This is a genomic window from Paractinoplanes brasiliensis, assembly GCF_004362215.1.
Lineage (GTDB): Bacteria > Actinomycetota > Actinomycetes > Mycobacteriales > Micromonosporaceae > Actinoplanes > Actinoplanes brasiliensis.
Map to the genome: position 1 here is coordinate 1,709,184 of NZ_SNWR01000001.1, position 22,193 is coordinate 1,731,376.

At 71.6% G+C, this 22,193-nt stretch carries 20 protein-coding genes; 9 read left to right on the forward strand and 11 right to left on the reverse strand.

The genetic code is table 11. The annotated features are described in order from the left end of the window. Window positions 1-155 precede the first annotated feature (155 nt). A complete protein-coding gene (locus tag C8E87_RS07275; RefSeq protein ID WP_133872369.1) occupies window positions 156-1,292 on the forward strand; it encodes a cysteine desulfurase family protein in 1,137 nt (378 codons plus the stop codon). Continuing rightward, window positions 1,289-1,501, forward strand: a complete 213-nt coding sequence (locus C8E87_RS07280; RefSeq protein ID WP_133872370.1) for a sulfurtransferase TusA family protein — start codon at window positions 1,289-1,291, stop codon at window positions 1,499-1,501. The genes C8E87_RS07275 and C8E87_RS07280 overlap by 4 nt, the downstream gene beginning before the upstream one ends. On the opposite strand, the gene C8E87_RS07285 is transcribed toward C8E87_RS07280, so the two are convergent. From C8E87_RS07285 to C8E87_RS07300, 4 genes are all read right to left on the reverse strand, one after another. Beyond that, the gene (locus tag C8E87_RS07285) at window positions 1,494-1,997 is read right to left on the reverse strand and encodes a P-loop nucleotide/nucleoside kinase family protein (RefSeq protein ID WP_133872371.1); all 504 of its coding nucleotides are present in this window, start codon (window positions 1,995-1,997) and stop codon (window positions 1,494-1,496) included. The two genes, C8E87_RS07280 and C8E87_RS07285, sit on opposite strands and share 8 nt — an antisense overlap. Window positions 1,998-2,021: 24 nt before the next feature. Continuing rightward, a complete protein-coding gene (locus tag C8E87_RS07290; protein WP_133872372.1) occupies window positions 2,022-2,999 on the reverse strand; it encodes a carbohydrate kinase family protein in 978 nt (325 codons plus the stop codon). Window positions 3,000-3,121: 122 nt separating this feature from the next. Continuing rightward, window positions 3,122-3,490 (reverse strand): iron-sulfur cluster insertion protein ErpA, encoded by a 369-nt coding sequence (gene erpA, locus C8E87_RS07295; RefSeq protein ID WP_133872373.1) that lies wholly within the window; start codon window positions 3,488-3,490, stop codon window positions 3,122-3,124. Window positions 3,491-3,609: 119 nt separating this feature from the next. Continuing rightward, a complete protein-coding gene (locus C8E87_RS07300; RefSeq protein WP_133872374.1) occupies window positions 3,610-4,725 on the reverse strand; it encodes a glycerate kinase family protein in 1,116 nt (371 codons plus the stop codon). Window positions 4,726-4,838: 113 nt separating this feature from the next. On the opposite strand from C8E87_RS07300, the gene nadA reads away from it, so the two are divergent. The 4 genes from nadA (at window position 4,839) to C8E87_RS07320 (ending at window position 9,092) form a co-directional block, all read left to right on the forward strand. Then, window positions 4,839-6,008 carry a quinolinate synthase NadA gene (gene nadA / locus C8E87_RS07305; protein WP_203720926.1) on the forward strand — a complete coding sequence of 390 codons (1,170 nt, stop codon included), beginning with the start codon at window positions 4,839-4,841 and terminating at the stop codon, window positions 6,006-6,008. 209 nt (window positions 6,009-6,217) lie between these two features. Further along, complete coding sequence (gene murA, locus C8E87_RS07310) at window positions 6,218-7,573, forward strand: UDP-N-acetylglucosamine 1-carboxyvinyltransferase (RefSeq protein WP_133872376.1); 1,356 nt, start codon at window positions 6,218-6,220, stop codon at window positions 7,571-7,573. Between the two features lie 68 nt (window positions 7,574-7,641). After that, window positions 7,642-8,265: a DUF3043 domain-containing protein gene (locus C8E87_RS07315; RefSeq protein ID WP_133872377.1), complete on the forward strand. Its 624-nt coding sequence runs from the start codon at window positions 7,642-7,644 to the stop codon at window positions 8,263-8,265. Between the two features lie 68 nt (window positions 8,266-8,333). After that, window positions 8,334-9,092 carry a class I SAM-dependent methyltransferase gene (locus C8E87_RS07320; RefSeq protein WP_133872378.1) on the forward strand — a complete coding sequence of 253 codons (759 nt, stop codon included), beginning with the start codon at window positions 8,334-8,336 and terminating at the stop codon, window positions 9,090-9,092. Between the two features lie 168 nt (window positions 9,093-9,260). Here the strand turns inward: C8E87_RS07320 and C8E87_RS07325 are convergent, their stop codons facing one another. Next, window positions 9,261-9,569 (reverse strand): AzlD domain-containing protein, encoded by a 309-nt coding sequence (locus tag C8E87_RS07325; RefSeq protein WP_133872379.1) that lies wholly within the window; start codon window positions 9,567-9,569, stop codon window positions 9,261-9,263. A 242-nt stretch (window positions 9,570-9,811) separates the two neighbouring features. Then, window positions 9,812-10,474: an AzlC family ABC transporter permease gene (locus C8E87_RS07330; protein WP_133872380.1), complete on the reverse strand. Its 663-nt coding sequence runs from the start codon at window positions 10,472-10,474 to the stop codon at window positions 9,812-9,814. Between the two features lie 55 nt (window positions 10,475-10,529). On the opposite strand from C8E87_RS07330, the gene C8E87_RS07335 reads away from it, so the two are divergent. Then, the gene (locus C8E87_RS07335; RefSeq protein WP_133872381.1) at window positions 10,530-11,096 is read left to right on the forward strand and encodes a helix-turn-helix domain-containing protein; all 567 of its coding nucleotides are present in this window, start codon (window positions 10,530-10,532) and stop codon (window positions 11,094-11,096) included. Window position 11,097: 1 nt separating this feature from the next. Here C8E87_RS07335 and C8E87_RS07340 read toward each other — a convergent pair whose 3' ends face one another. Genes C8E87_RS07340 through C8E87_RS07350 form a run of 3 tightly spaced genes read right to left on the reverse strand, consistent with a single transcriptional unit; the run spans window position 11,098 to window position 13,653 of the window. After that, the gene (locus C8E87_RS07340) at window positions 11,098-12,051 is read right to left on the reverse strand and encodes an ABC transporter ATP-binding protein (protein ID WP_133872382.1); all 954 of its coding nucleotides are present in this window, start codon (window positions 12,049-12,051) and stop codon (window positions 11,098-11,100) included. Beyond that, entirely contained in the window at window positions 12,048-12,848 is an 801-nt protein-coding gene (locus tag C8E87_RS07345) for an ABC transporter permease (protein WP_133872383.1), read from the reverse strand. The genes C8E87_RS07340 and C8E87_RS07345 overlap by 4 nt, the downstream gene beginning before the upstream one ends. After that, window positions 12,841-13,653: an ABC transporter permease gene (locus C8E87_RS07350; protein ID WP_438866170.1), complete on the reverse strand. Its 813-nt coding sequence runs from the start codon at window positions 13,651-13,653 to the stop codon at window positions 12,841-12,843. The genes C8E87_RS07345 and C8E87_RS07350 overlap by 8 nt, the downstream gene beginning before the upstream one ends. Window positions 13,654-13,839: 186 nt before the next feature. Between C8E87_RS07350 and C8E87_RS07355 the strand changes: the two genes are divergently transcribed. Together C8E87_RS07355 and C8E87_RS07360 are read left to right on the forward strand one after the other, a co-directional pair. Then, window positions 13,840-20,085: a WG repeat-containing protein gene (locus C8E87_RS07355; protein WP_133872385.1), complete on the forward strand. Its 6,246-nt coding sequence runs from the start codon at window positions 13,840-13,842 to the stop codon at window positions 20,083-20,085. 31 nt (window positions 20,086-20,116) lie between these two features. Then, window positions 20,117-21,115 (forward strand): aldo/keto reductase family protein, encoded by a 999-nt coding sequence (locus C8E87_RS07360; protein ID WP_133872386.1) that lies wholly within the window; start codon window positions 20,117-20,119, stop codon window positions 21,113-21,115. 21 nt (window positions 21,116-21,136) lie between these two features. Here the strand turns inward: C8E87_RS07360 and C8E87_RS07365 are convergent, their stop codons facing one another. Next, window positions 21,137-21,964 carry a site-2 protease family protein gene (locus tag C8E87_RS07365; protein WP_133872387.1) on the reverse strand — a complete coding sequence of 276 codons (828 nt, stop codon included), beginning with the start codon at window positions 21,962-21,964 and terminating at the stop codon, window positions 21,137-21,139. Window positions 21,965-21,974: 10 nt separating this feature from the next. Beyond that, window positions 21,975-22,172, reverse strand: a complete 198-nt coding sequence (locus C8E87_RS07370) for a hypothetical protein (protein WP_133872388.1) — start codon at window positions 22,170-22,172, stop codon at window positions 21,975-21,977. Window positions 22,173-22,193 lie beyond the last annotated feature (21 nt).

The window sequence follows — 22,193 nt, forward strand, 5'->3', positions numbered from 1 at the left end:
CCGCCTCCCGCCCGAAACGGACACGAGTGGCCAGGCGTTACCGACGGTCGCACATTACTCGACCAGGCCCTGCCGCACCTGTGCGGGGGTCCGATCTTCGACCGTGCGCGTATACCCCTCGACAATCGGACGATACCGTTCCCAGGGTGGAAAACATGGGCGATCCCGCTGGTCCGGCGGCCTACCTCGACGCCGCGACCGCGAGTCCACTGCATCCGGTCGCCCGCGAGGCCTTGCTGGCCGCGCTGGCCGACGGCTGGGCCGATCCCGCACGTCTCTATTCCGCCGGGCGGCGCGCCCGGCAGCTGTCCGACGCGGCCCGGGCTGCGTTCGCCGAGGCGCTGGCCGTACGCCCCGACGAAGTGTCCTTCTGGTCCTCCGGTTCGACGGCCGCGCAGGCCGCGGTGCTCGGGGCGCTCGCCGGCCGGGCCCGTCAGGGCGACACGCTGGTGCATTCGGCGATCGAGCACTCCGCCGTCCTGCACGCGGCCGCCCGCGGCAAGGCGGTCGAGGTCGGGGTCGACCGCCTGGGCCGCCTCGACCTGGACGCCTGGGACAGGGCCGTGTCCGCGCCCGGGGTGGCGCTGGCCTCGTTGATCAGCGCCAGCCACGAGGTGGGCACGGTGCAGCCGATCGCAGCGGCGGCCGGCTACTGCTCCGAGGCCGGGGTGCCGCTCTTCGTCGACGCCGCCCAGTCGGTGGGCCGTGTCCCCGTACCGCAGGGCTGGTCGTTGCTGAGCGCGAGCGCGCACAAGTGGGGCGGCCCGCCCGGAGTGGGTGTGCTGGTGGTCCGCAAGGGTGTGCGTTGGATCTCCCCGTACCCGCAGGATGATCTTTATCGCCCTCAGCCGCCCGGCAGTGTCGACCTGCCCGCCGTGGTCGCCGCCGCGGCCAGTCTTCGCGCCGTGCTGGCAGAGGCACAGACCGAGGCCGTACGGGTGAGCGCGCTGGTCGACCGCATCCGCGCGCGCGTGCCCGAGCTGGTGCCGGACGTCGAGGTGGTCGGCGACCCGGAGCAGCGGCTGCCGCACCTGGTCACGTTCTCGTGCCTCTACGTCGACGGGGAGGCGCTGCTGCACGCGCTGGACAGGGCCGGTTTCGCCGTCTCGTCGGGCTCGTCGTGCACGGCGTCGACCCTGCGGCCCAGCCATGTGCTCGAGGCGATGGGGGTGCTCAGCCACGGCAACGTACGGGTGTCGCTGCACCGCGGCACCACCGAGGCCGACGTCGACCGGTTCCTGGCCGTGCTGCCGGGCCTGGTCGAGGGCATCCGGCGGGAGGCGGGGATGTGATCGAGCTGGACTGCCGGGGTCTGAAGTGCCCGCTGCCGGTGATCCGGCTGGCGCAGAACATCGGCCGGGCCGCGGTCGGCGAGGTCGTACGGGTGCTGGCCGACGACCCGGCCGCCGCGAACGACATCCCGGCCTGGTGCCGCATGAAGAAGCAGGAGTACGTGGGGTCGCCCGCCCCGGACGCGTACGAGGTGCGCCGGCTCAGCTGACCAGGTAGCCGGTGACCGGGGCGACCGGGTCCTTGGCCAGGCTGGTGTCGACGACCAGGCGCGGACCCAGGTACGGCTCGTACTCCGCCTGACGTTCGAGCACCCGCACCCAGTCGGGCACGCCGTCGTGATCACGAGCGGCGTACCGTTTCTCGACGCGGCGGCGGTGCTCGGCGTCGTCGGAGCACACCACCTCGACCACCCGCAGCGGCACCCCGGCCCGCTCGGCGAGCTCGACCCAGAGCTGCCGGGCCGCCTTGACCGGGCTCACCGCGTCGATGATCACGTGGTGGCCCATGCCGAGCTGGTCACCGGCGAGCGCCGCCACCACCCCGTACGCGGTGAAACCGGGCCGGGGCTCGGACACCTCGTACCGCTGGAGCGCGAAGTCGACGGTGTCGACCGCGAGCACACACGCGGGCAGCCCCGTGGCCACCCGCGCGGCGAGCGTGCTCTTTCCGACACCGGGCAGACCGGCGAAGACCGCTAAGACCATGCCCCGATCAGACCATGCGCCTGGTCAGGCCGGAAGGTGGGCCTTGATCTCGCCCGCCGCGGTGTCGCCGTAGGAGTCGGCGAAGCGCTTGGCGAAGTCCTCGGCGCGGACGTCGTATTCCTGCGGGCCGACCGACTCGAGCACGAGCGCGGCCACCAGCGAACCGACCTGGGCCGCCCGCTCGAGGCCGAGGCCCCACGAGACGGCGCTGAAGAAGCCGGCCCGGAAGCCGTCGCCGACACCCGTCGGGTCCTCGGCCAGCACGTCGCGGGCGACCGGCACGTGGATGCGCTCGATGTCGCGGCCGGTGATCTCGACGCCGTCCTTGCCGAGCGTGGTGACCCGGATCTTGACCTGCTCGAGGACCTGCTCGGAGGTGAGGCCGGCCTTGGTCTCGAGCAGTGAGCGCTCGTACTCGTTGGTCAGCAGGTAGTCGGCGCCCTTGATCAGGGTGAGCACGTCGCTGCCGTCCATGCGGGCGAGCTGCTGCGACGGGTCGGCGGCGAACCTGAAGCCCCGGGCCCGGCACTCCTGCGAGTGGCGGATCATCGCGGCCGGGTCGTTCGCGCTGATCAGGACGAGGTCGAGGCCGCCCGCGCGCTGCTCGACCGGTGCCAGCTCGATGTTGCGGGCCTCGGCCATCGCGCCTGCGTAGAACGAGGCGATCTGATTGAGGTCGTCGTCGGTGGTGCAGACGAAACGCGCGGTGTGCGCGACCTCGCTGACGTGCACCGAGTCGCAGTCGACGCCGTGCCGCTCGAGCCAGGACCGGTAGTCGGCGAAGTCGGCGCCGACCGCGCCGACCAGGATCGGGTGCAGGCCCAGCTTGCCCATGCCGAACGAGATGTTGCTGGCCACGCCGCCGCGCCGGACCACCAGGTCGTCGACGAGGAACGAGAGGGAGACCTTGTGCAGCTGGTCGGCGATGAGCTGGTCGGCGAACCGTCCCGGGAAGTGCATCAGGTGGTCGGTGGCGATCGAACCGGTCACGGCGATCTTCATGAGGGCCCTCGGGATTTTCGGGAACAGGGGGCTTACGTACGCAGCCTACCGGCTGGTTACACGCAGCAGGCCGCCCCGTTAACGGAGCGGCCTGCGGTGCGGTTCTTGCCGTGACGCGTGGATCAGTGGAACGAGTCGCCACAGGCGCAGGAGTTCTGCGCGTTCGGGTTGTCGATCGTGAAGCCCTGCGCGTCGATCCGGTCGGCGAAATCGATCGTGGCGCCGGCCAGGTAGGGGGCGCTCATGCGGTCGACCACGACCTCGACACCGCCGAAGTCGTTGACGATGTCACCGTCGAGCGAACGCTCGTCGAAGAAGAGCTGGTAACGCAGGCCGGAGCACCCACCGGGCTGAACGGCGATACGCAGGCGCAGGTCGTCGCGGCCTTCCTGCTCGATCAGGGCCTTGACCTTCACCGCGGCGACGTCGGTCAGGAGGACTGTGGTCGGGGCGGTCGCCTCGGCCGACTCGGTGTGCGATTCAGTGGTCACTGCGTTATCTCCCTGCAAGTGCGGACAGATCTGCCGTACTGGCCAACGCTAGCCCCATTCCCGCGGATTCCCAATCGGGGTGGCTCAGTTCACCTGTTCCTCACCGACGTCCGCCGCCGCTATCCGGAATAACCGCGACCCCATTGCTCGCTCAGGCGTCCGGCCAGCTCACGCAGCCCGCGGGCGGGTTCGGCGAGCGCGATTTCCGTGCTGCCGAAGTGCTCGGTCAGGGAATACGTCTCGGTGACACCGGCCGCGGCGGCCTCGCGATAACCCGTCTCGTTGCGCCCGGCGAGCACGACACAGGGCAGTCCCCGGTCGCGGGCGGCGTTCGCGATCCCGGCCACCACCTTGCCGCGCAGCGACTGGTGGTCGAAAGATCCCTCTCCGGTGATCACCAGGTCGGCCGCGTCGAGCTCCTTCTCGAGACCGATGGCCGTGCTGACCAGGCCGATGCCCGAGACCACGCGGCCGCCGAGGGCGATCAGGGCCGCGCCGATCCCGCCGGCCGCGCCGCCGCCGGGGACCCGCTGCAGGTCCTCGACCCCGAAGGCCTTTTCCAGCACGCCGGCGAACTGCTCGAGGGCGGCGTCGAGGCGATAGACGTCCTCACGGCTCGCGCCCTTCTGCGGCCCGAAGACGTTGCTCGCCCCCTGCAGGCCGGTCAGCGGGTTGTCGACGTCGGTGGCGGCGATCAGGCTGACCTGCCGCAACCGGGGGACGCCACCGAGTGAGGCGGCCGCGTTGAGATAGGCGCCCCCGTACGGGAGGGCGTAGCCGGCGATGTCGACCGGCGGGGCGCCGAGCGCGGCCAGCATCCCGGCCCCGGCGTCGTTGACCGCCGAGCCGCCGAGCCCGATCACCACCTCGGTCGCACCCGCCTCGACCGCCGCGATCAGCAGCAGGCCCAGCCCGTACGAGGAAGCGCTGTTGGGGTCTCGCTCCTGAGGGGTCAAAAGGTGCAGGCCGCAGGCGTGCGCGCTCTCGATGTAAGCCGTGGGGCCGGAGAGCAGGATCTCGCCCTGGACCGGACGCCCGAGCGGGTCGACCGTGGGCACCGGGACGCGGCGGCCCGGCAGCGCGCCCGCCAGCACCTCGACGAACCCGGGGCCGCCGTCGGAGAGCGGCCTCTTGACCAGTTCGTCGGGCCTGCCCCAGCCCTCGATCACAGCGTCGGCGACCTCGGGGGCGGACAGGGTGCCGGCGAACTTGTCCGGACAGATCAGTACGCGCACGGTATGAGTGTGGCAGGCCACGTCCGCCACCCCACTCACCGCCGGTGACCGGACCGAAGACTGTGTTTTTTGCTACGCCGACACCCTTCCCGCGCTGTGCGACGATGGCCGGTGTGACGTCGACCTGGACCGAACCCTCGAACACCGCCACCGCCCTGCTCCTGCTGGGCCGGGGCAGCGACCCCGCCTCCGAGCGCGGCGTGGACTGCCCGGGTGATCTGCCCGCGCCCAGCGATCCCGGCCTGGTCGCCCGGGCCACCGCCGCCAAGGCCGCCCTGGGTGACCGAGTGTTCGTGCTGGGCCACCACTATCAGCGCGACGAGGTCATCCAGTTCGCGGACGTCACAGGCGACTCGTTCAAGCTCGCCCAGCAGGCCGCGGCCCGGCCCGACGCCGAGTTCATCGTGTTCTGCGGCGTGCACTTCATGGCCGAGAGCGCCGACATCCTGACAACTCCGTCGCAGCAGGTCATCCTGCCCGACCTGGCGGCCGGCTGCTCGATGGCCGACATGGCCGTGCTGGGTCAGGTCGAGACCGCGTGGGAACGCTTCACCGACCTGGGCATCGCCGGCGACGTCGTCCCGGTCACGTACATGAACTCGTCGGCCGACATCAAGGGCTTCGTGGGGCGCAACAAGGGCGTGGTCTGCACGTCGTCGAACGCCAAGCGCGCCCTGACGTGGTCGTTCGAGCAGGGCAGCAAGGTGTTCTTCCTGCCCGACCAGCACCTGGGGCGCAACACCGCCGTGCTGGAGATGGGTTTCGACCTCGACGACTGCGTCCTTTACGACCCGCACAAGCCGGGCGGCGGCCTCACGGACGACGAGCTGCGCGACGCCCGGATGATTTTGTGGCGGGGGCACTGCTCGGTGCACGGCCGGTTCACCCTCGACAGCGTGCGTGAGGTGCGCGAGCGGGTGCCCGGGGTCAACGTGCTGGTGCACCCGGAGTGCCGCCACGACGTCGTACGGGCGGCCGACCAGGTGGGCTCGACCGAGTACATCATCAAGGCACTGGAAGCGGCGCCGGCCGGGTCGGCCTGGGCGGTGGGCACCGAGCTCAACCTCGTACGGCGTCTGGCCCTGGCGCACCCGGACAAGCAGGTCATGTTCCTCGACCGTACGGTCTGCTACTGCTCCACCATGAATCGTATCGACCTCCCCCACCTGGTGTGGGCGCTGGAGGAACTGGTGGCCGGCCGCGTGCCGAACGTGATCACGGTGGACGAGGACACGGCTCACCACGCGCGCGCCGCCCTCGACCAGATGCTCGCCCTGCCGTAACGGAATGTAGTCAGTAAGATCCGCTGGGCGCGTTTCTTTCTTTCCGTTGTCTTAACTGTCGGGTTTTCTGGGCCCACAGGCGTTGTGTGACTGGCGTCCTTGTCACTCAGCGCTATGCTTCCCCGGTTGCAGAAACGGGTACCCCAGCCCGGTCCTGCCCCCTCGATCATCTTTGGGCGCCCCCTGACGCCCGCCTGCTGGAGGTTACGTTGACCGACGACGTCCTGGTCGTGCACGGCGGTACGCCGCTGCAGGGTCAGATCCGGGTCCGTGGCGCCAAGAACCTCGTGTCCAAGGCGATGGTGGCCGCCCTGCTGGGCGAGACGCCGAGCCGCCTGTTCGACGTCCCGCGCATCCGCGATGTCGAGGTCGTCCGCGGCCTGCTCGAACTGCACGGTGTCAAGGTCAGCGACGGCGCCGACGACGGCGAGATCGTCATGGACCCGACCAACGTCGAGAGCGCCAGCACCGACGAGATCAACGTGCACGCGGGGTCGAGCCGCATCCCGATCCTGTTCTGCGGCCCGCTGCTGCACCGCCTCGGGCACGCGTTCATCCCCGACCTGGGCGGCTGCCACATCGGCCCGCGCCCGATCGACTTCCACATCCAGGCGCTGCGCGAGTTCGGCGCCGCGGTCGAGAAGACGCCCGAGGGCATGCACCTGAGCGCGCCCCACGGCCTCAAGGGCGCCAAGCTCGAACTGCCCTACCCCAGCGTCGGCGCCACCGAGCAGGTGCTGCTGACCGCCGTACGGGCCGAGGGTGTCACCGAGCTGCGCAACGCGGCCATCGAGCCGGAGATCATCGACCTCATCTGCGTGCTGCAGAAAATGGGCGCGATCATCACCGTCCACACCGACCGGGTCATCGAGATCCAGGGCGTGCCCCGGCTGTACGGCTACCAGCACAAGCCCATCCCCGACCGGATCGAGGCCGCCAGCTGGGCCGCCGCCGCGCTGGCGACCAAGGGCGAGATCGAGGTGCTCGGCGCCCGTCAGGCCGACATGATGACGTTCCTCAACGTCTTCCGGTCGATCGGCGGCGAGTTCCAGATCACCGACGACAGGGTGGCCCGTCCGGGCGTGACCGGCGCCGAGGGCGGCATCAAGTTCTGGCACCCCGGCCACGAGCTGCAGGCCGTGGCGCTCGAGACCGACGTGCACCCCGGCTTCATGACCGACTGGCAGCAGCCGCTGGTGGTCGCGCTGACCCAGGCCCGCGGCCTGTCGATCATGCACGAGACCGTGTACGAGCAGCGCCTGGGCTACACCGACGCGCTCAACCAGATGGGCGCCACCATCCAGGTCTACCGGGACTGCCTCGGTGGCACCCCGTGCCGGTTCGGCCGCCGCAACTTCAAGCACTCCGCGGTCATCGCCGGCCCGTCCAAGCTGCACGCGGCCGACCTGGTGATCCCCGACCTGCGCGCCGGCTTCGCCCACCTGATCGCGGCGATGGCCGCCGAGGGCACCTCCCGGGTGTACGGCGTCGACCTGATCAACCGCGGCTACGAGGACTTCGAGGGCAAGCTGGCCGCCCTCGGCGCCCACGTCGAGCGGCTCTAGTTCTTCAGTTTCATCACTATCAGCGGCGCGGTGTGAATCACACCGCGCCGCTTGGCTACTCTCTGAGCGTGCCCTCGCTTTTTCGCCGCAAGCAGTCCGATGTCACCGCCGCTCCCGAGGTTGAGGAGGTGGTGAGTCCGGCTGAGCCGCGCCCCAAGGGCTACACCCCCAGCAAGAAGGAGCTCGGCGTCGTCACGCCCAAGCGTGTGACGACCGGCCGCCGCGTCGGCGCCGAGCCCGCCCCGGCCAACCGCCGCGAGCAGGTCAAACAAATGCGCGAGCGGCAGCGGGCCGAGCGGGCCGAGGCCTCCGCGGGCATGCGCAACGGCGACGAGCGTTATCTGCTGGCCCGCGACCGCGGCCCCGAGCGTGCTCTGGTCCGCGACATCATCGACAGCCGCCGTACGGTCGGCACCTACTTCTTCGGCGGCGCGCTGCTCGTGCTGATCGGCTCCACGGTGCAGATCCCCGCCGTCCAGCTGGCCAGCAACCTGCTGTGGCTGATGCTGGCGCTCGGCGTGATCGTCGACAGCGTGCTGATCTCGCGCAAGGTCAAGCGCCTGGTCAACGAGCGCTTCCCCAAGACCGGCCAGCGGATCGGATCGCTGCAGATCTACGGCGTGATGCGGGGCCTGACGTTCCGCCGCATGCGGGTGCCGAAGCCGCGGGTCGAGCTCGGCGAGGCCGTCTGATCCCGGCGGTTCTTGCCGATTCAGCAAGGCTGCGTGCGCTTGACGCAAACAGCCCCTAGCTTCGAGGCATGGCACACGACCACCTGATCGAAATGCTCGACCTGGACGCCGAGGTCCTGAGCGACTACCACCGCGACCTGATCACCTGGGTCGGCCGCGAGGCCCCCGAGCGCCCGCACGTGGTCGACCTGGGCGCGGGCAGCGGCACCGGCGCCCTGGCCCTGGCCCGCGAACTGCCCGGCGCCCGCGTCACCGCGGTCGACATGTCCCCCGACATGCTCGCCTACCTGCGCACCCGCGCCGCGGAGGCCGGGCTGGGCGACCGCATCCGCACGGTCGAAGCCGACCTGGACCAGCCCTGGCCCGACCTGGGCGAGGTCGACGTGATCTGGGCGGCGTCCTCGATGCACCACATGGCCGATCCCGCCTTCGCGCTGACCTCGGCCCACGCCGCGCTCCGGCCCGGCGGCCTGCTCGTGATCGCCGAACTCGACTCGCTGCCCCGCTTCCTGACCGGCACGCCCGACGAGGAGGTCGAGGCGCTGGCCCACACCCAGGCGGACAAGGCGCGACACGAAGCCGGCATGCACATGCACGAGAACTGGGGGCGGCTCGCCTCGCGGGCCGGTTTCACCGATGTGGTCAAGCGGCGCTTCGAGATCGCGCTGGACCCGCCGCTGGACGCCGCTGTCGTGCGCTACGCCGAGATGTGCCTGAGGCGGTTGGGCGAAGCGGTGCCGGGGGCGGACCGGGTTGTCGCGGGGCTGCACGGGCGGACCGACTTGAGCGTGCGCACCGAGCGCACGGTGTGGCTGGCCCGCCGCTGACGATCGCGTCCCCTGCTGCTCCTATCCAGAACCCACTGCTCCTATCCAGAACCCACCGCTCCCTGGGGGGCTTCCCCCGCCACGGCCACAAGTGTGACGGCTGGTTGCGATCTTTGCGGGGTGCCGGGGCCCGCGCTGTGGATGACCGCGCGACTGTGGATATCGACGTTATTCGATTCCGGCTGCTCGGAGCAGGGCTGCGGTCGCCGCGGCGGCCACAACCACGACGACGAACGTGGCCTTCCGCCAAGCCAGCAAGGCCCCGACGACGACACCGGCCGGGCGGGCCACCCCGGCGAAGCCGCTGCCGGCCATCAACGTCGACGTGGCGGCCAGCGCGGTCAGCAGGGCGGCGGCGGCCATCGGGAGCAGACGTTGCAGGCTGTCGGAGAGCTCCATGCGTTCACGCAGCAGCACCCCACCGAGGCGCATCGTGTACGTGCCGACGCCGAGCACGATGATCGCGGCCAGCATCATGCGACAGCCCTCCGACAGGTGCCGACGCCGAGCACCATGATCGCGGCCAGCATCATGCGACAGCCCTCCGACAGGTGCCGACGCCGAGCACCATGACCGCGGCCAGCATCATGCGACAGCCCTCCGACAGGTGCCGACGCCGAGCACGATGACCGCGGCGTGCGCCATGCGGCCGTCCTCCCCACGGCGGTTACGGATCTCGGCGGGCCTCGAGGGACGAGCCTCCAGCGGCAGAGAGCGCGTCACGGGGTGGTCCGGAGCGGGCGCAGCAGCGTGAGCAGGCCGAGCAGGGCGCACAGCACCGGCAGCCCGGCCGGCAGCACGGGGGTGGCCAGCACGGCGACGGCGGCGCCGGTGAGGGCGACGAGCCGGGTGGAACGGTCGCGCAGCGAGGGCAGGATCAGGGCGATCAGCGCGGCCGGGAACGCGGCGTCGAGGCCCAGCGACTCGTAGTCGCCGACGGCGGAGCCGAGCAGCACGCCGAGGGCGGTTCCCAGGTTCCACGACGTGAACAGGGTGATGCCGATCAGCCAGTACGTGCGGCGGCGCTGCGCCGGGTCGTCCTCGGCCAGGGTGAACGCCACCACCTCGTCGGTCATCAGGTGGCTGCCGATCAGCCTGTCGCGCCGGCCGGCGCCCATGCTGCTGCCGATGGCCATGCCGAACGGCAGGTGGCGGGCGTTGAGCAGCAGGCCGGCCAGCACGGCGGCGACGGGACTGGCGGCGAGCAGGCCGACCGCCAGGAACTGCGCTCCCCCGGCGAACACGACCGTGGACATGAGGAACGGCACCCAGACGGGAAGCCCGTACGCGATGGCGATGGCCCCGAACGAGGCGCCGACGGCCACCATGGCCGCCGCGATGGCTGCCGCGTCGCGCACCAGCGTTCGCTGTATCGTACGCATAGTTCGAGATACTGAACGATGTGAAGCCCGTTCGTCAAACCGAACGACTCGATCGATGGAGCGAACATTGCAGCAGCCCGCGCCTCCGCTCGCCACGATCGCCGCCGCCCTGCGCCGGGAGCGGGAGCGGGCCGGCATCTCGCTGGCCGAGCTGGCCCGCCGGGCCGGGCTGGCCAAGTCGACGCTGTCGCAGCTGGAGGCCGGCACCGGCAACCCCAGCATCGAGACCCTGTGGTCGCTCGGAGTGGCGCTCGGCGTGCCGTTCAGCCGCCTGGTCGAGCCGCCCGAGACCCAGGTACGGGTGATCCGGGCCGGTCAGGGGCCACGACTGCAGGCCGACGAGGCCGACTTCGTGGCGACTCTGCTCGCCGCCGGGTCGCCACACGCCCGCCGCGACCTGTACGTGATGGAGCTCAAGCCCGGCCCGGCCCGCGACGCGCTGGCCCACATCCCGGGCAGCGTCGAGCACATCGTGCTGGCGTCCGGCCGGATCAAGGTGGGCCCGGTCGGCGAGCAGGTCGAGCTGAGGGCGGGCGACTACGTGACCTTCCCCGGCGACGTCGACCACCACTACGAGGCCCTCGAGCCGTCCTGGGCCGTCCTCGTGATGGAGCACCGCTGATTCAGCGCGCGTCGGTGTAGAGGCGGGCCACCACGTCCTCGATATCGGGTTCAACGACGGACAGATCCCGTACGGGGGCCGCGTTGACCAGGGCCGCCACCGCCGAACCGGCCGCGATCGACTCCAGCGCGAACGTGACCCGGTGACCCTCGGCCTCGGCCGAGATCAGGGTGGCGCCGGGCAGCGCGAAGTCCGGCGGCAGCGGCGATTCCAGGTCGGCGACCAGGCGACGCCTCGACCCGTACCGGGAATGAAGGTCCTCGATCGTTCCGTCGTGCACCACCCGGCCGTGGTCGATGACGATCAGCCGCTTGCAGAGTCGCTCGATGTCGGCCAGGTCGTGCGTGGTGAGCACCAGCGTGGTGTCGCCGGCCCGGCCCAGCTCGCCGAGGAACGAGCGCACCGCCTGCTTGCTGACCACGTCGAGCCCGATCGTCGGCTCGTCGAGGAACAGCACCTCGGGGCCGTGCAGCAGGGCGGCCGTCAGTTCGCCGCGCATGCGCTGGCCGAGCGAGAGCTGGCGTACGGGGGTGTCCAGGAACTCGTCGAGGTCGAGCAGGTCACGGCAGCGGCGCAGGCGGGACTCGTGATCTGCGGCGGGCACCCGATAAACGTGGCGGAGCAGCCGGAACGAGTCGCGCAACGGCAGATCCCACCACAGCTGGGAACGCTGCCCGAACACGACGCCGATCCGCAGGGCCAGCCTGGTCCGCTGCGGCACCGGGCTCAGCCCGCACACCGAGACCTCGCCGCCGGACGGGGCGAGCACGCCGGTCAGCATCTTGAGAGTGGTCGACTTGCCCGCGCCGTTCGGGCCGATATAACCCACCATTTCACCCGCGGCTATCGACAGGCTGACCCCGTCGACCGCCGCGAGCAGGCGTTTCTCACGGCGGAAACGGCCTGTTTTGACCCGTACGGCGAAGGTTTTGCGCAGTTCCCGCATCTCGATCATGAGCCGGTGCTCCGGTAGTGCCGCACGCCAATCCTCCAGACGAACCCGGCAATCCCCGCGGCGGCCAGCGCCACCAGCGGCGACAGGTAACCCGCCCAGGCCGGCAGACCGAGCGGGTCGGCGCGCCCGAGCAGCGTCAGCGCCGGGTGATAACTCACAAAACCGAACCCCAGCCCGTACGCGAAAATCGCGCGGAACCAGGTGCCGTAAACCGTGATCGGGTACGAGGTGAAGTCGCGACCGCCGTACGTGAAAGCCGCCCCGACCTCGCCCGAGTCGACCCACCAGAACGCGAGGCTGGCGCTCAGCACGAAGATCGACCCGAAGAAGACGGCGCCGGCGAGCGGGGCCACGATCAGCAGGACGACGTTCCCGGCCGTCCAGGCGATGTCGTTGCTCGCCACGGCGACGACCAGCACGGCGAGGCCGACGACGAAACGCATCAGCTTGCGCAACGGCAGATCGGCGATCACCAGCTGGGGCAGGATGCCGAGGGGGCGCACCAGCACGGAATCCAGCGTTCCCATTCGCACGTACGTCTTGAGCTGGTCGATGTTGCCGACGGTGAGATCCGCGAGCACGAAGCCGGACGCCGTCAGCCCGGTCATCAGCAACGCCTCACCGAGCGTGAACCCGCCCACGACCTTGGCCGCGTGGAAGAGCACGAAAATCGTGGAGACGTCGACCGCCGTGGCGCCCGCGTTGGTGAGCAATTCCACCGCGAAAGAGGCCCTGTACGTGGTGGCGCTGCGGAACCTTCCCCCGATCAGAGCGGCGTACGGCTTGAGGTCAGCCACCCTGCACCACCAGCTTGCGCTCGGCCCGGCGCTGTACCACACCCGCGAGCGCGACCATGATCACGGCCCAGACCGCCTGCAACCCGACCAGTCCCGCCTGCAGCGCCGGGCCGTCCCGCTCGACCAGCACGTCGAGTGGCGTCTGCAACAGTCCGGGGATCGGGGTCGCCACCCAGAGAGTGACGGTCAGCCACTCCGGGAGCAGGCGCAACGGGAAGTACAGGCCGGCCAGCACACCGGAGCTGAGCGTCCAGAACATCAGCGGGCCGCGGGCGTCGCCGAGCCAGTACGCGGTCGCGTTGACCAGATAACGACACCCGTAACAGCCGACAACCGCCAGCAACACAGAAGCCGCGAAAAGCGGCACGGTCTGCCAGCGCGACGGCGCGACCAGCGGAAACGCCAGCGCCCCGACGATCACCGGCGGCACGAACCGGGTCAGCGTCTGATAACCGGCGCGGCCCAGGTCAGCGGCCAGATAGGCGGTCACCGGCGGGACCGGGCGCAGCAGGTCGGCGGCGATGTCACCGGTCCGGATCCGCTCGGCCAGGTCGTTCCAGCCCCACAAGCCGACCACGTTCAGTAACCCCTGCCCCACCCAGACGAAGGTGGCGAGCTGCCGTGCGTCGTAACCGCCCGCTACGCCCCCGGCTGCCCCCGCCGCAACGGCCAGGAGCACGTAGCAGCGAAGAAAGCCGAAGACTATGTTGGTGAACGATCCGGCCACCGTTGCCTGCCGATAGGTCGCGTAGCGCCGGAAACCCGACCACATTAATGCACCGAAAGTAGCGACGGAGGCTCTCATCGGACGGCGAGGGGAGATCGTCGGCACGCTGGCGCCAAGCCCGTTCACGCCGTTAATCTCCTCTCCTGCAGTAGAGCCGGGCGACTCTACCCGGCATGCCGGACGCCCACCGCACAATTTCGACCAGAAGTGGAAGTTCGCCGTGACGGAGCGTCGCCATTCGCCGGGCCTCACCCTGGGTGCCCGATGAGCGGCTGGGGCGCTTGGGCCGACGAGCCGGCCTGGGTCTACGAGATCACCTGGGAGTGGGAGCCACAGCCCGGGCAGCGCTACCCGGGCGACCCGGGCAAGCGCAAGGCGGTGCACCGGCCGGTCTACGAGGCGTCCGAGGCGGGGCCGGCCTCGGCGCCGGCCTCCTGGTCCGACGCGCCGCAGTCGTCCGCCGGGGACGCTGCCGGCTCGCGCCCGGGTTCCCCGAGGCCGGACGCGCCGCGCTCGAACTGGCCGGGTGCAGCGGGCTCGCGTCCCGATCCCGCGCGCGCGGGATCCACGCCCGGTCCGGCGGAGTCCACGTCCCGCCGGGAGGAGCCGCTGTGGAACAGGCCCGCCGGGGTGTTGCCCGAGCAGCGGCGCGGTGACTCCTACCGCGATGGTGCACAGTTCCGTGAGGCGCAGGGGCGCGAGTCCGGGCCGCCTTCCGGGCCGCGTCCACCGCAGTATCGGGCCGGTGGCCAGGTTCCCGTGACTCCCGGTCACTCCTCCCCGCAGCAGGGCACTTCACCTCGCCCGCCGGCCGCTCGGGGTGGCTCGGCGCCGGTTTCCCCGCCGCCCGCGGCATCCAGCTCGTATTACGGCCGTCGGCAGGCACCGGAGCAGCAGCCCCCGGTCGGGCCGCGCCCCGTGTCCCCGTCCGCCGCCGTGTACGGAAGTGCCCGCCCGGCCCCGGCCGACGCCTTCCCGTCCCGGCCCGGCGCGCGCCCAGCCCCGGCCCCCGGCCGGCGCGACGACGCCCCGTTCGACCTGCGCCCGGCCCCGGCCGAGCGCAACACCCCGGCCCAGGCCCGTCCCGCGCCGCAGCCGACCAGGATGACGCCGTCGCGGCCCGGGGCTCCCTCGCCGGTGTACCCGCAGTCACCGGGCCAGACGCCCGGACAGCAGCCGCCGGACCGGACTGCCGGGTCGCGGGCGCCGGGTCAGACGGCGGCATCCGCGCGCCCGCCGGCCGGGCCGGCCCAGCCCGGGGCGAACCACCCGATGTCCGCCGTGCCGGACGACCAGGGTCCCCGCCGGCCCGCCTATCCGCCGCGGCCCGACGCCGTCCACCCGGCCTCGGCCCAGCCTGTTCCGCCGCGGCCGCAGCAGACCGGCTATGCGCCTCCGGGACAGCCGAACACCGCCCGTCCGTTCTCGCCGCAGCCGCCACGCGCGGGCCACCCGCCACGGCCGGACGCGATGGGCCCGGCCCAGCCGGGTGCCGTACGCCCGGCCTCCGCACCCGTGCCACCACGGCCAGACGCCGTCCACTCGGCATCCGCGCCGCCACGACCGGACGCCGTCCACCCGGCTTCCGCGCAACCCGTGCCACCACGACCGGACACTGTTCATCCGGCTTCCGCGCCGCCACGACCGGACGCCGCCCACCCGGCATCCGCGCCGCCACGACCGGACGCCGCCCACCCGGCATCCGCGCAACCCGGGGCGCCGCGGCCGGTGTCGGGGCAAACCGCGAGCAGCTATCCGGCATCCGCCCAGCCGTATGCGGGCTACCCGACGGCGGGTCACCCCGGTTCCTCGGGGCCTCAGCCGGGTTCCGGGCAGCCCTACCCGACTTCGGGCGGGCCTGCGCCGTCGCATCCCGCGCCCGGCGAGCCGCACACCGGCGGCCCGGGAAGCATCAACCCCCGTTCCGCACAGCCCTACCCGGCATCCGACCAGCCGCGCCGGGAAAGCGACGAATACCGCTCGATCGAGCCGCACACCGGCACCCCGGGAAGCATCAACCCGCGTTCCGCACAGCCCTACCCGTCGTCCGACCGGCTGCGCCGGGAAAGCGACGAATACCGCTCGATCGAGCCGCACACCGGCACCCCGGGAAGCATCAACCCGCGTTCCGCACAGCCCTACCCGTCGTCCGACCGGCTGCGCCGGGAAAGCGACGAATACCGCTCGGTCGAGGGTGGGCGAGGCCCGGATCAGCTCCGTGACCAGGGCTGGACCGCGCCGCGTGAGAGTGCGGCCGATCAGCGGGCGATCGACGAGCCGGGCCGGGCCGGGGACTACCGTGCCGAGCCCTACGGCGCTGAGAACCCTCCGGCGCCGGGCGAGGTCTACGACCCGTCGGTCGGGCCGGTGTCGACGCTTCCGGGCGGGCAGCCGTCCGAGGGCATCGAACCGGTGACAGGCCCGCCGAGCACGGAGCCGCGCCCCGGCGACGCCACCTGGAGCGGCTCGGTGTGGGATCGCCCCGCCACGCCGGAAAGCACCGAACCCGTCCGTGCCCAGGGCTCACCCACGGTCCCCGCGTCCCCGGCCCCCGCCGAACCGGCCGAGGACGCCCAAGAACCCCACGGCCTGGGCTGGCTGCTGTCCCAGAGCGGCCTCGGCGCGATCACGCCCTTGCCTCCGCCGAACCCCCAGCCGGTCAGCGGGCCCCCGGCGGCCCAGCCGGTCGTCATCGAGCCCCTCGACAACGACCCGGTCTCCGGGCCACCGCTCGCCTTCCGGCCGACATCGGCGCAGCCCGCCGCCACCGACCCGGTCTCCGCGCAGCCGTCCGGCGCGCCGCCGGTCTCGGCAGAGCCGTCCGACCCCCGGCCGTTCTCCGCCCAGCCGTCCGCGACCCGGCCGTTCTCCGCACTTCCGACTGCGGCCCGGCCGGTCTCGGCGCAACCGACCGCGCCCCAGCAAGTTTCCGCGCAGCCGGTCTCGACGCAGCCGTCCGCGACCGAGCAGGTCTCGGCGCAGCCGTCCGGGTTCCGGCCGGCCTCGGGACAGCCCGTCGGTCCGGAGCCGATCTCGGCCCAGCACTCCGCGCCGGCCCAGGTGCCGGCTCAGCCGACGGCGTCCCGGCCGGTGTCCGCGCAGCCTGATGCCGTTGAGCAGACGTCCACTGCGCGGTCGGTCCCCGGGCATTCTGGTGGGGCATGGCCGGTCTCGGCCCAGCCCGCTGCGGGCGGCTCGGGGTGGGACAGCGACGGCCCGCGAGCCGGATCGGCACACCCGATCGCCGGTGGGCCGGGGTGGGCCGACGGTGCGGGGTCAGCGGACGCTGACCAGGATCGGCCGGTCAGCGGCGGGCCGGGATCGCAGGACTGGTTCGTGCCCTCGGGTGCGCACCCCATCGTGGTTCCCCGGCAGAGCCAGGACGAGCCCACCGATCATGTTTCCTCGGATCCGGCGACGGAGAACCGGTTGTACGAGGACCTGCCCTACGCCGACTACGACGAGCCGATTGCCGTCCAGGCGGTTCCCGGCACGACACGCCCCGTCTCTGACCACTCGGTTTCGGGGCCGTCCACGCACGCCCAGCCGATCACCGTCGAGCCGGTTTCCACGTCTCCGGCCGAGCCCGCGGACCCACAGCAGTTCTCAGCACGGCCGTTCTCAGCGCGGCCTGTCTCAGCACAACCCGTATCGGCCCAACCTGTATCGGCCCAGCCCACGCCAACACCACCGGTGTCGGCCCGGCCGGTGTCGGCCCGGCCCGTGTCAGCGCAGCCCATGTCATCCGATTCCATGTCGGCGCAGCCCGTGTCGGCCGAGCCCGTGTCGGCGCATCCCACGTCGGCGCAGCCCGTATCGGCCCAGCCCGTATCGGCCCAGCCCGCATCAGCCCAGCCAACGTCGGCGCAGCCCGCGTCAGCCCAGCCGGTATCAGCCCAGCCAACGTCGGCGCAGCCCCTATCAGCCCAGCCCGTATCAGCCCAGCCAACGTCGGCACAGCCCGCATCAACCCCGCAGACGGAAGCACAGCCCGCCACGGCGCAGCCGGTTTCCGCAGCGCCCGCCGACTCGCGGCCGGCTTCGGGTCAGTGGGTCGATCGTGGGCACCTGGACGCGTACGCGGATCAGCCGGGACCGGAGCGAGCTGAAGGCCGGCCGGACATTGCCCACCCCGTCTCCGCGGCGCCGTTCCCCGCCGAGTCCGAGGCCGCGCGGGTCACTGAGCCGCAAGCAGACCGGTTCGCCGACACTGGCGCTGCTCCGGGCGAGTCGGCCGAGACGCCGGCCCAGCCGGGCGACCGCACCGCCGGGAGCTACTTGGAGCCGGAAGGCCGATTCGAGGCCGACGCGGCTGAGGGAGACGGCGAGCCGTTCGACGCCGAGATCGTCGAACCGGAGATCGACGACGATGAGCCGGCCGTCCTGCGCGCCGCCCAGATGGCCGGCAACGACGACATTGTGGACGCCGAGCTTGTCGAGGACGCCCCCGACTCCGTCGCCGTCCGGGAGACGACGCGCGCCATCTCGGCCGAGGCTCACAGCGGTGAGGTCACCGAGCGGGTTCACGCGGCCGATGACGCGTCCCGAAACGGCGGGCCGGAAGACGTCGAGGCGGGGGCCGACCAGCCGGACGACGTTGCCACGCCGGTCACGGAACCGGGCAACACCGGCACGCCAATCGACCAAGCGGACAACACCACTACGCGGGCCGACGAAGCGGACGAGGACAACACCACTACGCGGGCTGACGAAGCGGACGAGGACATCACGCCGGCCGGGGAAACGGACAAGGGCAGCGCACCCGACGCGGATGTGAGCGAGGACTCCACACCCGCCGAGGACACGCGGTCAGGCGTGGACCCGGACGTGGACGCTACGCGCGCCGAAGACACCGCGCCGGCCGAGGACACGGGCCAGGACACCGCGCCGGCCGAGGACGCGGGCCAGGACAACCCGGCGGCCGAGGACACGAGCACAGACAGCCCGACCTCCGACAACGCCGGCGAGAACACCGAGCCGGCCGAGGACACGAGCCGGCACGACTCGGCAACGGACGCGGGCACGGACGCCACCGAAGCAGGCGTGGACGCGGCGCCGGCCGGGCAGGTGAGCCAGGACGTTCCGGCTGCCCAAGAGGCGAGCGAAGGCGCGAAAGAGGACGAGGACGGGGAACGCGAGGACGCGGGTGCGCAGGCTCCGGCGTACGCGCGAAAGCCCATCAGGCAGCGGCGCGAGCAGGTGGCCGACCCGCGCAACCGCAGGACCGACCCGGAGCAGATCCTCGCGGCCTACCCGGTGACCTACGACCCGCTGACCCTGCGCGAGCAGATCGAGGACGACGAGCCCATGTGGGTGGTCATCGACCGGCTCACCGACAAGCTGGAGTACGCCGAGCGGGACGCCGACCGGGCACGGCTGCTGAGTTTGCGCGCGGTGGCTTCGCGGCTGCTCAACGACCTCGGCCCGGCGCTGGAGGACGCGACGGCGGCGCTCGCCCATGCCGAGGCGACCGGCGATCTCGTACGGGTGGCGACCGTCAAGGCGCGTCTCGGGCACGTGCTGCTGTGGCGTGGGGAGCACGCCGAGGCCGATCGGGTTTTCGAGGAGGCTGATTCGGCCGAGCTGCCGGCCCGGTTGCGCGCCGAGGTGCAGGAGCTGGCCGGGCGGTCGGCGTTCGAGCAGGGGCGTTACCTGGAGGCCGTCAACCACCTGGAGCTCGCCCTTGACCTGCGGAAGGGCGCCGACCCGGACCTCGTCGAGCGGATCGAGCTGGCCCTCGACACGATCACCGCGCGAGCGGCGAAGGGCTGGGGGCCGTACCCGCGGACCCGCGACGAGATCGTGGGCAAGCCGGCGCAGGCGCGGCCGTTGCGGGACGACGCGTCGGGGCTGTGGGGCTATCCGGGGTTGCTGACGCCGCAGTTCGCTCAGGCGCAGCCGTTCGCGGACGGCGTGGCGTGGGTGCGCCGGCCGGAGGCGCAGGCCTGGGAGCTGATCGACGCGGCGGGGCGGCTGCTCGTGGACGCGTCGGCCGGGTACCGGGCGGCGGGCCGGTTCTCGGACGGGCTGGCCTGGGTGTCGCGGGACGACGCGGGCGGCTGGTACGCGATCGACAAGCAGAACCGGGTGATCGTGCCGGGCGGGTTCGACGACGCGCGGCCGTTCCACAACGGGCTGGCGCTGGTGCGGCGGGGCGGCTGGGGCGTGGTCGACCGGCACGCCCGGCCGGTGGTGCTGCCGCAGTTCCGGGCGTTCGCGACCATGCTGGCCTCGGGCGAGCCGGTGGACGGTTTCACCGAGGAGGGCCTGGCCGTGGTCGACGCGGGCGAGGTGTACGGGGTGGTCGACCGGGCCGGGCAGTTGCTGGTGCAGCCGGTGCACGCCGCCCTGCTCATCCACCCGTCGGCGTTCCTGGTGGCCGACCGGTTCGGGTTGTGGGGCGCGCTCGACCGCAGGGGTGAGCCGCTGGTCGAGCTGAAGTACCGGGAGCGGGCCGACGTGCTCGACGAGATCGACAAGTTGATCAAGGACACTCGTCCCGTCCTCTGACAGATCCCGCGGGCGGGCATAGTGTCGGGGCATGGAACATCGTCATCTCGGCCGTTCCGGCCTGCTGATCAGCGAGCTGGCCTACGGCAACTGGATCACCCATGGTTCCCAGGTCGAGGAGGAGGCCGCCGTCGCGTGCGTGCGGGCCGCGCTCGACGTGGGCATCACGACCTTCGACACCGCGGACGCGTACGCCGGTGGCCGCGCCGAGGAGGTGCTCGGCCGGGCGCTGAAGGGCGAGCGCCGCGCCGGGCTGGAGATCTTCACCAAGGTCTTCTGGCCGACCGGTCCGGGCCCGAACGACCGCAGCCTGTCCCGTAAGCACATCATGGAGTCGATCGACGCGTCGCTGACCCGGCTGCAGACCGACTACGTCGACCTCTACCAGGCCCACCGCTACGACTACTCGACGCCGCTCGAGGAGACCATGCAGGCGTTCGCCGACGTGGTGCGTTCGGGCAAGGCGCTCTACATCGGTGTCTCGGAGTGGACGGCGTCCGAGATCCGCGCGGGCTGGGAGATGGCGCAGGATCTGAAGATCCCGTTCGTGTCGAACCAGCCGCAGTATTCGGCGCTGTGGCGGGTCATCGAGGCCGAGGTGGTGCCCACGTCGATCGAGCTGGGTGTCGGCCAGGTGGTGTTCTCGCCGATCGCGCAGGGCGTGCTGACCGGCAAGTACAAGGTGGGCGAGCAGCCGCCGGCCGGGTCGCGGGCCACCGACGAGAAGTCGGGCGCCAACTTCATCTCGCGGTTCCTGCGCGACGAGGTGCTGGAGGCGGTGGCGCAGCTCAAGCCGCTGGCCGACCAGGCCGGGCTGTCGATGGCGCAGCTGGCCGTGGCCTGGGTGCTGCAGAACTCGAACGTCTCCGCCGCGATCATCGGCGCGTCGCGTCCCGAGCAGGTGCACGACAACGCGGTGGCGTCCGGCAAGAAGCTCGACGCCGACCTGATGAAGGCGATCGACGCCGCGCTCGACCCGGTCGTCGAGCGTGACCCCGCGAAGACGCAGAGCCCCGCTCGCCGTCCGTGATGTGAGCTTCTGGTCCGGCCGTCACGAGCCGGACCAGAACCTCATCAGTTGCAGGCCGACCTGGATCAGGACCTCGGACAGGCCGAGCTTGTCGGTGATCCAGAAGACGACGTCGAAAAAGTAGTCGCCGACGCGGGTCTGCCAGAGCAACAGGAAGAGCAGGATGAACCCGTACGGGGCGAAAAGGTTCCACGCCCGTTGATAGGCCGGGCTCATCCACGGCGCGAGGATGCTGCCGCCGTCGAGGCCGGGAATCGGCAACAGGTTGAGAATCGTCGCCGTGACCTGCAGGAACGCGACCGCCGCGAGGGCCGCCCAGAACTCCAGGTGATCGCCGGAGCCGCCCGCCACGAACTGGCCGCCGACCAGTTCGAGCGTGGGGCCGACGCCGATCAGGAACGGGAACGCGGCCACCAGCGCCAGGATCACGTTGGTGAGCGGGCCGGCCGCGCTGATCAGCGAGTCCTTGAGGCGGCTGTTGATGTAGCGGTGGTCGACCCAGACGGCGCCGCCGGGCAGGCCGATGCCGCCCAGGATCACCACGACCACCGGCAGCACGATCGACAGCAGCGGGCTCGTGTACTTCAACGGGTTGAGCCGCAGGTAGCCGCGTTCGGCCACGCTGCGGTCGCCGGAGAAGAAGCCGACCAGCGCGTGCGCGTACTCGTGCAGGCACAGCGAAACCAGCCAGCCCGACACGATGAACAGGAAGACGTCGACCCGTACGTTGCCGAAGCCCGTCCAGGTCATCCAGCCGCTGACGGCGAAGACGGCGACGATGCCCACGAACACCGGGCTGGGCACGAACGCGTTGCGAGGTGTCCGGGTGGAGACCGGCTCGTAAGTCACGACCGTATGCTCACTCGGCCGGGAGCAGGCTCATCCGGTAGTCGACCCGGTCGTCCTCAAGCAGCACGACCCCGGCGACTCCCTCCTTGGCCAGCTGCCGCCATTCCTGGCCGATCCACGACTCGGCGTCGGCCTGGCTGCTGAACGTCTCCTGCGGCCCGGCCACCGGCTGGCCCTCGGCGTTCTCGTACCGCCAACTCCACGGCATTCGCCGCCCCCTCACGTCCTC